Genomic DNA, 12,937 nt, shown 5'->3' with positions numbered 1-12,937 from the left:
AGGAGAAAAATGGAAACAGGAAGTCTTGCCGAATGGGTCGAAGGAATTGCGGAAACAGTCGCATTAATTGTGGCTCTATTCTTACCTATTATTACTGAAAGAAATAAAGCTAGACGAATTAAAAATAAATTACAACGTATTGGATTGAGACTAGCAAAAACTGCTTTAGAACAAAAAATGGTACATAATGAAATTGAAATGGTAAAGATAAATGAGTACAAAAATTTTAAAAGGTATATAGGAATAGTTTTTACTTTCAATGATAATCAGGAGTTGTTTAATACACTTTGGGAGATCGATTCAGATTTAAAAAAACTATCAGACGATTATTCTGAACAAATCAATGAATTAGAAAAGATCAATAAATTATTGTGAGTGTCAAAAATTCTCAAAATTACTAATAAACCCAATCAATAAAATGTTGTGCGCACCCCGTCAATAGTGCAGTAAAATATTTAAAGATTTTAAGAGCTGCTCTTTTTTTATGAAGGGTAGTTTTTTTAAATTAAATCCCCTAACTAGGAGTAAATTCGTTTTTTGTCCTAGTTAAGGGGTAGTATCAATGGATGATTGGGCTATTCTTATATATTGAATTTGTTTCTTTAAATCCTTCCTTTACATTTCAAAGAAAAATGGCTCATTTGATGTATAAGCAACTATTCTACAATTTATCAAAAACAGCTACTAATTAAAGGGACTTTATATGTTACAAGAACTTTTAGTTCCTTTCTAATCGCTTCATAAAAGTATCAATAGCTTGTGTATCTCATTTATTCCATATTCAGATGTCTAAGTTTACTTGGTTGAGAAAGAATCTTTTGATATTCTTATATTCCACATGATAAACGCCTACCTTTGCTAAAATTCATAATCATCTTCAGACATTTCTTCTGCTTCACCCATTAGATACCCTGCTCCTACCTGAGAAAAGAAATCATGATTTGCAGTTTCAATGGAAATTCCATTCATAACGATTGGATTTACATCATTCACTAGAGCATCCTCAAAATAAATACTAAATCCCATATTTTGAAGAGATTTATTAGCATTATATTTTACAAATGTTTTGATATCCTCTACTAAACCAATTTCAGAATATACTTCTTCAGTGTAAGCAAATTCATTCTCAAGAAGCTCTTCCAACAAAGCATACATCCAATTTGTAAAATTCTCTTTTTCTTCTAATGGTAATTCTTCAAAATCTTGGCGAAATTTATAACCAAGATAGGTTCCATGAACCGATTCATCTCGGATAACTAGCTTAATAAGCTCAGCTAAATTTGCTAATTTATTTTGACCACGATACCAAAGTGGGATGAAGAAATTACTGTAATATAAAACTCCTTCTAAGAAGACACTAGCCACCTTGATCTGCATAGATGTTCCGTTCTGATAAATCTCATTAATTTTTTTTGCTTTAAATTGCATTCTTGAATCATTATTCATCCAATCATAAATTTCTTCAATATCCTTAAATGTATTAAGGGAAATTAAAATAGTCCCATAAGTTTTAGCATGAATAGATTCCATGAAAGTAAAGTCAGTCAGTACAGCTCTTTCTTTTTGAGTTCTAGCACTTTTCTTTAATGCATACAAACCTTCTTCTGACTGTAATGTATCTAATAAAGCAAGTCCGCCTACGGCTTTTTTTACAACCTTTTTTTCCATATCTGAAAGCTTCTTCCAGTCTAATAAATCATTAGAAATAGGTACCCTAGTGTCTAACCAAAACTGAGCAGTTGCTTTATCCCAAACATACTCATCTAGCTCATCTTCAACAAGTTGCCAATTCATTGTTTTGTATAACATATTCGCACCTCTCATTATTTGATATTCTGTTGTTATAGACTAATTCTTACCTTAAATCCCTTTTTATAAATTTCCAAAGTAGTATATAACTATTTTTTATTTGCCAATCTATATTGCATACTTGACCGATACCAACTATTGGCAATTCCAAGTTCTGAAGCAATAACCATTTTACAAAATGCACTATTTATCTTAAGAAATATCTTTACTTAAAAATTGTAATCAGACTCATCCATCAATTCTTCTGCATTCACGGTATTTTTATAGCTATGAGCAGACAAATTATGCTTGCGCAACTCATTCAGATGCTTATTTATATTTATTAATATCTCATCATCAAATTGGTAATTTCTATCAATACCTACACCAGTAAAAATATTATTAGCTTCTTGTTTTATTAGATTTATAGCTATTTTTTTACTATTTTCTATGTTATAAAAGTCATTGATTAAATGGATTGCTGAATTTACAAAATAATCAATAACATTAATTGCCCAATCTTTAAAGCTCTCAGTTTGTTCAGGACTAGCTTCTTTTAAAAGGATTTTCACTTTATGATTAAGATAATAACAATGTAGCGACTCATTTCTAACAATCATCTCTAACATACTACCAAGATTAACAAAATACTTATCTATCCATAATTCAAAAAGATATGCTAGATAAGCATAATTTAAAAGGCCTTCTACACACATTGCTATAAAACGCTTTTTAATTGGATCGGTTCCTTGATAGATTTCATCAATTTTTTCTAGATATTTTCTTACATGTGGCTCATTATCAACCCAATTAAATTCTTCCTGAAGATTAATATCTCGGTTAAAGACACATAAAATTCGATTGTAGGCCTTTGTGTTAATCATTTCTGTAAACTGAAGATTATTTAAAATCGCAATTTCTTGTTGTGAACGTTCACTATTTCGAATAATCTGTCCTGATTCAATAGATTGATAAGTGGAAAGATTAGTTAGTAGAATTAATAAACGATTAAGCTGTTCCCACTCTTGCAAATGTAGTCTTTCCCATTTTTCTTTATCATCTTCAATAGGGATACGTGTATCTAACCAAAAAAGGGAAGTTGCTTTCTCCCATACAACATTATCCAATTCATCTTCAATGACATTCCAATTAATTGCTTTATAATACAAATAATTATTTGACATAGTATCTCCTTAAATCATACAAGATTCACAATTATTAACACTGTTAAATTCATCATCCTCAGTGTAAGTACGTACATAGTAAAGTGATTTAATCCCTTTAGTCCAAGCATAATTACGAAGGCGATTTAAATCACGAGTTGTTAATTTTGAATTTCCAGGACTTTTCCACTCATAAATTCCCGATGGTAATACTGAACGCATGAAGAGTGTTAAGCTCATCCCTTGATCAATATGCTTTTGTGCTTTTGCGTAAATATCAATAATTTTTCGTTGATCCATATTATAGGCAGTTTTGTAGTATCTAAGTGTTTTGTTTGATAAATACGGAGCAGGATAGAAAATTGACCCTACCTTCTTCTCCTGACGATTTTCAATTAACTGAGTAATTGGGTGAAGTGACGCGCTTGTTTCGTTAATATATGAAATAGAACCATTTGGAGCAATGGCCAGTCTATTACGATGATAAAGGCCATCCCTCATAATATCTTCTTTTAATTGATTCCAATCACTAACGGTAGGCAATGAAATTGATTTAAAAATTCCAGCTACTTTACTAAACTGAAATTTAAAGTCTTTATCTAAATATTTATCAAAATAAGTACCATCAGCATATCGAGAGAATTCAAAATCATGAAAAGTTTCTCTTCTCTCCACTGCAATTTGATGGCTTGTTTTCAATGTGTAATAATTCATAGCTAAAAAGAAAGCATCTACAAATTCTTGAGCCTCTTCAGATTCATAATCAAGACCATTCAATGCTAGAACAGTATGGAGACCCATCGCACCTAAACCAATCGTGTGATATAAAGAATTTCCCTTTGAAATCGTGGGTGCTTCCTCGATGTTAACTTGATCTGTGACAGTCGTAAGAGCTCGTACTGCATATTCAATAGATTTATCAAAATGATTTGAATTCATGAGACTTACCATATTCATAGAACCAAGATTACAAGAAATATCCGTACCTACCTGTTTATAGCTTAAATCTGTATTTAATATAGAGGGTTCTTGAGGTTGAAGAATTTCTGAGCAAAGATTACTCATAATTATTTTCCCCTTTACAGGATTAGTACGATTAGCAGTATCGATATTCAAAATATATGGATAGCCTGATTCTTGTTGCAATCTTGAAATTTCCTGCTCTAACTCACGAGCATTAATTACAGTCTTTTCAATGTTATTATTTGCCACTATATTGTCGTACTCTTTTGTTAGATCAACATAAGAGAATGGGACACCATAAGCGCGTTCAACATGATAAGGATTAAATAAATACATTGGTTGATTAGTTTTAAGTAACTCGTAATACTTATCTGGTACGATCAGACCTAATGATAAGGTTTTAACACGAATTTTTTCATCTGCATTTTCCTTTTTCGTCGATAGGAAATCAAGAATATCTTGATGAAAGACATTAAGATAAACGACACCAGCTCCGTTGCGCTGACCAAGTTGGTTACTATAAGAAAAAGAATCTTCAAGTAGCTTTATAACTGGTAGGACTCCTGAAGAAGCATTAGTGATTTCTTTAATTGGGGCTCCCATTGCGCGTAGGTTTGAGAGATTGACCCCCACACCTCCCCCAATCCTAGAAAGTTGTAGTGCAGAGTTGAGATTTCGTCCAATAGATAGCATAGAATCATTAACATCAATAAGAAAACACGAAACCATTTCACCCCTTCTTTTCTTACCCGCATTTAAGAACGTAGGTGTTGCTGGTTGGTAACGTTGTGAAAGTAATTCTTCTAGAAGTCTAAAAGCCAGATCTTTATCTCCATTCCCAAGATAAAGTGCATTAAAAACTACACGATCCTCAAAGTTTTCTAAATAGAACTTTAAGTCGTCTGTTTTCATTGCATATTGATTATAAAACTTATAAGCAGCCATAAAACTCTTAAACTTAAAACCATAATTATAAGCAAAGTTAAAGAGTTCTTCTACAAATGCTCTATTATTGTTGCCATATGAATCTAATAAACTTTCTTCAATATAGTTGTGTGTAATAAGAAAATCGAGTTTTGCTTCTAAGTTCTCAAATATCATTAGTTTCTCTTTGATTTCTGTATTCAAATACTCTTCCAAGGCCTTTTTATCGTAATGAAGGGGTATTTGTCCATCTATGGGGACATTTAGCATATTATTAAGAACGAAATAGTCTTGCGTCATTTTCTATTTACCTCATGTTTATATCATTGGGTAGGTAATCCCACCAATATAAATCCTTTCTTTAAGTATTTATACTTAGTTCAGCGTTGAGTCTTAGTAACTTTCTCAAACCTCACTTTTATTGTATGTTTATGACAAAATTGCTTTTTCTGTTTTGTTTGGAATATATATAAACATTCAAATTAGAATAGCCTGCCTATAATCCTATTTGCATGTTTATTTTTTCTGCAATCCGTTGAATATCTTTTTTCGTTCCCTTCAATTCAAATTTATCTAGAACCGGAAAACCAAAATCTTTCTCATACTGATATGCTGTCAAGCAAAACTGCTTATTGAAGTTTTGATTACCGCTCCCAACAATTCCTAAACAGTATTTGCGGTTTTTACTATAAGCAATCAATTGACGTAAAGGAGTTGTTAAAATTTCAGTATCTCCTGTTTCAACGCCATTTCCCCCTTCAAGATAGCTAGGTAGGAATGCAAAATAAGGTTCTCTAATTTCAAATGATAATGATTTCCCATTTTTGACAAGATCTTTTACGTTAATGTACTTCAACCTTTTTTTATACTCTTTTTTAAAATAGTAATCTAAGTCCTTAAGAAAACTAGTTGTATTTCCACTAAGACTTATATAATATACTGGGATAGTTTGCATTCAATTCACCTCTCTTATAAAATATCTACATACAGTACTTAGAAAAATATCGAAGCACTATATGTAGTGTTTATTATACAAAATATCTATTTTAGAAAAATTGACAGTGGTCAAGTTTTTTAACTTTTAAAGGGGAGAAAACGATATGGAAAAATCAGGTTGTCTTTACAGAGTCCCACTATTTAATCCTCTTACGATAGATGAAAAAAATAGTATACAATGCCTAATCCATCATAAAACATTTCAAAAAGGAGAAATAATTTTTTCTCCCAATAGTGAGGAACAACTATCCATTATTTCTTCGGGAGCTATGAGAATTTATAGTATTAGTAAAACTGGTAAAGAACAGTTTATACGAATAGTAAAAGAAGGAGAATATGAGGGGGAGAATTATCTTTTTGGATTAATAAATGATTCACTCTATGGTGAGGCTATTAAAGAAACCAAACTTTGTATTCTCTATAAAACTGACTTCAATAGGCTGATTGAACTCTATCCACAACTTAGTTGTAGGTTACTTCAATTAAATGCTTGCAAAACAATAGAGATAGAAAAACAGTTACGTCTATTAGCACTTGATCGAATTGAAGACCGATTAGCCTTATATTTTTGTCAATTATTCACCCTACCTGCAATTATTGAAAATAAGACTATTATTCTCCCAATGTCTATGAAGGAATTAGCAAATTATCTAGCTACAAGCCCCGAGACTATCTCTCGAAAATTAAAGAACCTTCAGGAAAGAAAACTTATTATCCGGAAAGGTAAGAAAATAACACTCCTAGAAACTTTCTGGGACGAGTACGATTTTTTGTGAAATCGCTAAAATATAAAGATATAAATCAAAAGAATACTTAGTATACATTGATAAAAGTTCAACACTTTTTAATTTTTTAGATTATGCTGCAAAGTTTAATCATGAAAGGATAACTTCTTGTTTCAAAATAAGATTAAACTAAAATTCCCGGTAAATAATTCTTTTCAGTACAGACTGAAAACCCGAAGAACATTTGCCTTGCTTTCCACCCTATCTAGGGCATAGTAACGGATGTAGGATAGAAGTTTAGATAGATTTTGAGAGATGAAACTACTTGATTCATTAGTATTTGAGTCTGTCCGATACCATAATAAATCCTATTGTCTTCAAATTGGACGCGATCAGGAACCAACATAAGTTTATCAATCATGAGGGGACTTTTTAATACCACGCTAGAACCCTTTGAAAGAACTCGCATAGTAAGTGGTTTTCAAAGTATAAAAAAGGAGAAACAAAAACTCGTTTCTCCTTATATAAGCTTTAATACTGTATGTGCAAAACTCCTTTTATACTTACCACTTCGATCTTTTAGTAACATATAGAGAAATAACGTATTATAAGGCTATTTGAATCTATTATGATTCTGTTTTGCTTTTTCTTTAAATAGTTTTCCAACAGATTTTCCCAATTCTGCATATTCATCACCAATATTTTTTCCTTCTTTTGTATACATTTGTCCAAGTTCTTTTCCCTCTTTTTTTAAGCGATTTATTTTTTCTCTAAATTCCATAATAAATTCCTCCTTTATATACTAGTTGTTTTCAGCTATTGCTCTAAATTTTTTTTCATGAATCAAATAAGAAATTAAGATTAGTATTTGACCAAGAATGAAAAAAACAATTAATACATATACATTGTTTATTAAGTTGATACCGTTCAGGCTAAGAATGCTTCGTAACCCTTTAATGCTATAGGTCATAGGAAGACAGTTATTAATAAATTGAAATAACTTTTTGGATAAGATAATAGGATATACACCGGCTGCTGACGATGTTTGAAGCATAGTAAGTAACAACACAATTAGACTACCAATTCCAGGGATCAATTTATTGAATCCAACAATAATGCTAGAGAAAGTAGCCGAAGTTAAAAAGAGAAAAGCTCCTAGTTCAAAAAGTGAAGTCATCGGTACATGAATGAAGAGTTTATTTCCAAGTATCAATAAAAGGACTTGCATAATTCCAATTGAAAAAGGAATAAGAAATTGTTTTGTCCAATAAATAAATAGAGATTCTCCTTTCTTTTTTAAATTTCTCATAATGAATTGATTAACAAAAATTGTACCTACAAATAATGTCAATGAAAAGAGATAGGGAGCCATAGCTTCGGCGTTGTTTTTTACTGGATGAATATCTTTTATATTCAATTGAATCATATTACTAGCTGTTTCAGGAATACCCATTCCTTTCATCTTACTAATCATTGTTTGAGATAAGTTAGTATTAACTTTGTCAACAAATTGTTTCATTGTACTAGTAATTACTTTTGAAGAAAAGTAGTTCAGTCCTTCAGAAATGGTTAGATTGATTGAAGGACTTTTTTGTGTTCTTGGATAATTTTTTAGACTATTTTGAAAATCATTATCAAAGCTAATGATTGAATAAACAGTTCCATCTTCTAGATCTTTGCAAGCTAAGTCCAAATTTTTTTCTTTTTTTATATCAAACAGCTTACTTTCAATTAATTTGTCCTTAACAATAGTATCTTCGCCCTCTACGAGTGCTACTGGAAGCTTATCCATATTTCCATATGGATCCTTAGAAGCCCCTAAAAACAAACCTGAATATAGCATAGGAATTATTGATAGGAATGTTAATACAGACGCTAAAATCATTTTTCTTTTCATTTTTAACACCTCTTAAATTAATTATTTTATTTTGAATCGACATTCTGTAGATATCCAAGGACTACAGATATGATAAATCCATAGATTTTATTTGTCAACAGAATTATATTCTTTTTTTTATTCGAAAAGAACTTGATAAACAATAGCTCCTAATTTCTTTTATCAGAGCAGTAGATCGTTACATAGGAAAAAAAAGTCCAATATTATAATGTCATAATGGAAAACCTATAAAAAAACGGTCTATAGTTATGTTACATCTGTGGATTACGTTTGGACATGGTTTAACCGCGAGGACATATAAGTATTTTACTAAAAAAAAGGGTGTATCATTTTGAAAATCAGCAACGCATTTATTCAAGCTATTGCGGTATTAGTACTGCTAGCAGAATTACCAGATGGTTCTTATTTAAAAGCTTCGGAAATAAATCAAAGAATGGATGTATCCCATTCTTATTTACAGAAAGTAGCTAAGAAGTTAAATAACGCTGGTATTATTCGATCAGAAGCTTCGAAAAAAGGCGGTTACTCACTGGAAAAAGAAGTTAGAAATATTTCATTTTATGATGTGTTTAGGGCAGTTGAGACAAAGATGTATTTCTTGGAAAATATAAAAATAGATATCTTTCATTCAATGTTTTTATCAAATGAATTGGTAACTCAATATAAAAACTTAACAGTAAATATTATGGTAGAAGCCGAGGAAATATATCTCAATGCACTAAAAAAACATTCTATTGAGGAGATTGTTCCAAAAGATAGTGAAGGAGAATTATTGAAAATTGATTGGCGGCAATATTTACAAAATAATAAGTAATTATGGAAGGAGATTATTTTATGAAATTCTGTAGTGTCGCAGCATGGGTTGCAGTAATCTCAAAAATATTAGCTATAATTGGAGCAGTTGCCTTTCCAATTATAGATGAAAGAAAGCGAAGAAAAGCTTCAATCAATCGTTTAGCTCGGAGAGAATACGCGTTAGTAAAAGAAATAGAAAATGATTTGAAAGACTCTATAGATGATGTTGTATATCTAGAATCATACAAACAACTTGAAAGTTTTAATTCAATGTTGATGATTCTTAGTGATGATGAGGAGTTAATACAGATTTCTGAAAAGATTAATAATTTATTTCTCAAGCAGACTGATACGGAGTGTTTCAATCGAGAACTTAGAGAGTTGTTCCAAAGATTAGAGTCTATGTATAGTGATTAGTGAGGAGGAACAAAAAGGAAACAGGAAGTCTCACTGAATTGGTCGAGGGAAATGTTGAAACAGTAGTAAACTTTTAACTTCAAAAAAATCGACCACTTAAATACAAAAGTCACACCAAGAATCAAAATACACAATAGGATATTCCTATTGTGCCGTGCAATCGAATTTAGATGTATTCTATTTAACAAATGGAAGGAAAGATTAGTGATTAGTAATTTAGACAGAATTTTTTTAGATATCTTTATAGCCAATTTTCAAAACTCAATAGCATCCAACTTATCGTTTAGCTTATAAAATAATTATTTCGATTGTAGTAGTTAATAGAAAAAGTTGGTTGCTGTAAACGGGAACGTTAAATCAAAAAAATAAACAGCACACAAAATTGTATTTGCGTACTGTTTATTTAATTTCTCCATTAACATAGTTATGATTTAGCTATTTTTATAATCACTATTACAGCATTGTTATATGTGTTGCAATAATGTTTGATGCACCCAACCTTTTTTAAGTTAATATTGTTCTAAATAAAGGAGTGATTTAGCTAATTAGGATTATTAAAATTTTTTTATTATTATCTTTAGGATTAATTGGATATTTTGTCATTACAAAAACAACATATGACTATCCTTATAGAAACTATAAGACTATTTCCAAAATAGAGAAAGAAGTTGGAAAAATCGATAGAGATAATTTGGTGATTTATAAAGAGATTCATAAGCCTTTTTACATTTTCGAGGGAAAACTATCTAAATCTAATAAAGTTATTTGTCTTGAGATTGAAGAACCTTCATCATCACTAAAAGTAGTTAAGATTACCAAAAATAGAGCTATTTATGATTTATCGTTTAGTAACTTTCAGCGTATGCAAAAAACATTTCAGTTGAAATAGTTTCCGCAATGCTATCTGATAGCCCTAGTTCATAACTTATGCCATATCATTTATATTTTAGTGTCGGTTAAGTTCATTCTTATGAAGTAAAGCCTATAAGTGAACGGGGGGGTTGCTATCAGTGGAAAAACTCATATTTCTCTTATTTATTTTTTCTATCTATAAAGAAAGCAAAAATTATAAACCTGATATTTGAAGAAAAGAGGATTAACTTTTTCGAACATTTTATGTCTGTGGATGAACTTGGTGTTTCTACTCATTTGTGAAGCGTAAAACGACGGTTTGTTTCACTATTTTAAGAGAGACAGGTTCGATTCCTGTCATCCACATTTTCTTTAATACTTTTAGTCGGTATAAATCAACCTTTATGATTGGAGTTCCCTTTTTCACCTTTGTCCCTACCTTAACTAAACTTTCAAAACCTTGTCCATTTAGCCCTACAGTGTCTAAACCAATATGCACCAAAAATTTCGATTCCGTTTCGTCCAACAATATTGAAAGCATGAAGTGTCTCTGATATTAACGAAATTGTCCCATCACAGGACGCACAAACCACACCATCCGACAATTTAAAAGTAACGCCCTTTTCCATCATCTTCGAAGAAAAGACTTCATCAGCTATTTAGTTCAAATGAAGCAATTCTCCTGTTATTGGCGAATACAGGTTAGCATCTCTATTTTTTTAACTAAACAATTCTATGCCTCCTTACTTGAGTTACATGATGAACTCAAAATCCCCCCCTCAGTATTAACTTCACCATACACTTAAAAACTTTAGCATTTGCTAAAATTGTAATAGCGGTGAAGCCTCTCGAAGAGTGACTCTCGTTGATAGCATACTGATGTTAAAATTCAATATAATTTTTGTAATTTCACTCATGACAAATAAATTTGTTTTTTTAATAAAATGAAAAGAAGCGAATATAACACAATCGGATTGTGTTACATCCAGCTATACAATAGTACATTCAAAAACACACACCCTCTTTTTTATTTCATTATCTTTTTTATAAAAATAGATAATTGCACAACAATAAAAAGCCTTTTAGTTTTATTTTTTGATTAATAAAAGAATATACATTTTGGTGTTTTTTCTATTTTCTTACATATGTTTATTTGACACTCATTATAATTACCTATGGTCATAATTGCTTCAAATTAAACATACTAAATTCAATGCAAGTTAACGTTCAAAACAAATTATTTTTTTATAGTTTTATAAGGCCATGGTACTTAATCAAAAAAGGAAAGATGTTAAATGCAAAAAAATTACTGTTAGTAATAACCTTAATTAGTACTTTTATTGTAGGAGGATCTACGTTTTTAAGTAATAGTGCTTCTGTAGGTGAAAAACAATCTGCTTCCTATTCTAAAACTGAGAAATGCAAGAATGACTTGGCAAAGAAAGCCGGTGTTAATCCCAATGATGTTGAATTAGACATGGCTCCCCAATAGCCATAGTCAATGGTAATACTCGTGCGAGTTAGCTTAAAAAATTTGGTTTATAGATAAAGTCTAAGTGGAGTAGCTTCTATAAAATAGAAACTACTCCACTTTTGTAATATAAATTTGAAAATTCTCTATGATTGAACTTGAATTGATTGTTCATATGAATATCGTATCAATAATCACTTTCATCAATACAATTATCAAAGTTTAATTGGTAGCCCTTTCCCCAAAATGTTTTTAATACTATATAATCAAATCCCTGCGATATTAATTTTTTTCTAATACTATTAATACAAGAAGATAATGCCGATAGTCGAGATTGGGTTACTTCATTAAACATCTCTAAACATAATTTTTCTCTTGAAACCATTTGTTGATAATTTTCGAGTAAATATTTATAAACATACCTTTCCTTATTTGTAAAATTACACAGCTTAACGTCATCAATTTTTTTGTTTATGTCATTACTACTTTGTAAACGAAATATTGATTCTCTGAATTCTTCCATATTAGTGGAAGAATCAAAAAGAAAGTGTACCCCCAGCTCATTCCATTTTCTTTTGTTCTCTATTGAAGAAGAAATGGTCGTAATTCTTATAATCGTATCAAACTGGTAGATTATTTTTCGTAAAACTATAGCTAAGAAAGTATTAGAAATTGTTTCATCAAAGATAATTATAGAAAAAATTTGTGACAAAAATTCTATGGTTGTCTTTTCTGTAAGATCCTCTTGATGTTTTGCTAAAATGAATATATCGAGCTCTAGTTTATCAATATAATTTCTAAATTTATCGTCCTGCTGTCTATTATTCGTGACATAAAGAATTTTCATTATCTCATCTCCTATAAAAAAGAGATCGAGCAATCTAACAATTGCTTGACCTCCATTTTTAATCATTTTATCGTTTCCACTACATGTAACCATACTTAA

Annotated in this window: 14 protein-coding genes; 5 read left to right on the top strand and 9 right to left on the bottom strand. The window is 30.4% G+C overall.

Annotated elements, in window-relative coordinates:
- Window positions 1-9: 9 nt before the first annotated feature.
- The gene (locus IGI54_RS01385) at window positions 10-375 is read left to right on the top strand and encodes a hypothetical protein (protein ID WP_430620936.1); all 366 of its coding nucleotides are present in this window, start codon (window positions 10-12) and stop codon (window positions 373-375) included.
- A gap of 483 nt (window positions 376-858) precedes the next feature.
- Here IGI54_RS01385 and nrdF read toward each other — a convergent pair whose 3' ends face one another.
- The 4 genes from nrdF to nrdI form a co-directional block, all read right to left on the bottom strand.
- Entirely contained in the window at window positions 859-1,809 is a 951-nt protein-coding gene (gene nrdF, locus IGI54_RS01380) for a class 1b ribonucleoside-diphosphate reductase subunit beta (protein WP_430620935.1), read from the bottom strand.
- A 209-nt stretch (window positions 1,810-2,018) separates the two neighbouring features.
- Window positions 2,019-2,972: a ribonucleotide-diphosphate reductase subunit beta gene (locus tag IGI54_RS01375; protein WP_430620934.1), complete on the bottom strand. Its 954-nt coding sequence runs from the start codon at window positions 2,970-2,972 to the stop codon at window positions 2,019-2,021.
- Window positions 2,973-2,981: 9 nt separating this feature from the next.
- Window positions 2,982-5,138 carry a class 1b ribonucleoside-diphosphate reductase subunit alpha gene (nrdE, locus tag IGI54_RS01370; protein WP_430620933.1) on the bottom strand — a complete coding sequence of 719 codons (2,157 nt, stop codon included), beginning with the start codon at window positions 5,136-5,138 and terminating at the stop codon, window positions 2,982-2,984.
- A 196-nt stretch (window positions 5,139-5,334) separates the two neighbouring features.
- Window positions 5,335-5,793, bottom strand: coding sequence for a class Ib ribonucleoside-diphosphate reductase assembly flavoprotein NrdI (nrdI, locus tag IGI54_RS01365; protein WP_430620932.1), 459 nt, complete (start codon window positions 5,791-5,793; stop codon window positions 5,335-5,337).
- A 145-nt stretch (window positions 5,794-5,938) separates the two neighbouring features.
- Between nrdI and IGI54_RS01360 the strand changes: the two genes are divergently transcribed.
- Window positions 5,939-6,610: a Crp/Fnr family transcriptional regulator gene (locus IGI54_RS01360; RefSeq protein ID WP_430620931.1), complete on the top strand. Its 672-nt coding sequence runs from the start codon at window positions 5,939-5,941 to the stop codon at window positions 6,608-6,610.
- Window positions 6,611-7,172: 562 nt separating this feature from the next.
- Here the strand turns inward: IGI54_RS01360 and IGI54_RS01355 are convergent.
- Window positions 7,173-7,340, bottom strand: coding sequence for a hypothetical protein (locus tag IGI54_RS01355; protein ID WP_430620930.1), 168 nt, complete (start codon window positions 7,338-7,340; stop codon window positions 7,173-7,175).
- A 21-nt stretch (window positions 7,341-7,361) separates the two neighbouring features.
- On the bottom strand, window positions 7,362-8,456 hold the full coding sequence (locus tag IGI54_RS01350) for a YhgE/Pip domain-containing protein (RefSeq protein ID WP_430620929.1): 1,095 nt from the start codon (window positions 8,454-8,456) through the stop codon (window positions 7,362-7,364).
- Window positions 8,457-8,787: 331 nt separating this feature from the next.
- Here IGI54_RS01350 and IGI54_RS01345 point away from each other — a divergent pair, with 331 nt between their 5' ends.
- Together IGI54_RS01345 and IGI54_RS01340 are read left to right on the top strand one after the other, a co-directional pair.
- Window positions 8,788-9,270 carry an RrF2 family transcriptional regulator gene (locus IGI54_RS01345; RefSeq protein WP_430620928.1) on the top strand — a complete coding sequence of 161 codons (483 nt, stop codon included), beginning with the start codon at window positions 8,788-8,790 and terminating at the stop codon, window positions 9,268-9,270.
- Window positions 9,271-9,272: 2 nt separating this feature from the next.
- The gene (locus IGI54_RS01340; RefSeq protein WP_430620927.1) at window positions 9,273-9,668 is read left to right on the top strand and encodes a hypothetical protein; all 396 of its coding nucleotides are present in this window, start codon (window positions 9,273-9,275) and stop codon (window positions 9,666-9,668) included.
- Between the two features lie 1,141 nt (window positions 9,669-10,809).
- Here IGI54_RS01340 and IGI54_RS01335 read toward each other — a convergent pair.
- Both IGI54_RS01335 and IGI54_RS01330 read right to left on the bottom strand, forming a co-directional pair.
- Window positions 10,810-11,052 carry a PTS glucose transporter subunit IIA gene (locus tag IGI54_RS01335; protein ID WP_430621465.1) on the bottom strand — a complete coding sequence of 81 codons (243 nt, stop codon included), beginning with the start codon at window positions 11,050-11,052 and terminating at the stop codon, window positions 10,810-10,812.
- A complete protein-coding gene (locus IGI54_RS01330; RefSeq protein WP_430620926.1) occupies window positions 10,973-11,149 on the bottom strand; it encodes a PTS glucose transporter subunit IIA in 177 nt (58 codons plus the stop codon). Before IGI54_RS01330 ends, IGI54_RS01335 begins: the two co-directional genes overlap by 80 nt.
- A gap of 584 nt (window positions 11,150-11,733) precedes the next feature.
- On the opposite strand from IGI54_RS01330, the gene IGI54_RS01325 reads away from it, so the two are divergent.
- Window positions 11,734-12,012, top strand: coding sequence for a hypothetical protein (locus IGI54_RS01325; protein WP_430620925.1), 279 nt, complete (start codon window positions 11,734-11,736; stop codon window positions 12,010-12,012).
- Between the two features lie 166 nt (window positions 12,013-12,178).
- Here IGI54_RS01325 and IGI54_RS01320 read toward each other — a convergent pair whose 3' ends face one another.
- Window positions 12,179-12,904: a winged helix-turn-helix domain-containing protein gene (locus tag IGI54_RS01320; RefSeq protein ID WP_430620924.1), complete on the bottom strand. Its 726-nt coding sequence runs from the start codon at window positions 12,902-12,904 to the stop codon at window positions 12,179-12,181.
- Between the last annotated feature and the right edge of the window lie 33 nt (window positions 12,905-12,937).

Source organism: Enterococcus sp. DIV0800 (assembly GCF_050559735.1).
In the GTDB taxonomy this organism is placed as follows: domain Bacteria; phylum Bacillota; class Bacilli; order Lactobacillales; family Enterococcaceae; genus Enterococcus_A; species Enterococcus_A devriesei.
The sequence above is the reverse complement of the archived record's forward strand: the minus strand, read 5'-3'. Positions and strand labels throughout refer to the sequence as shown.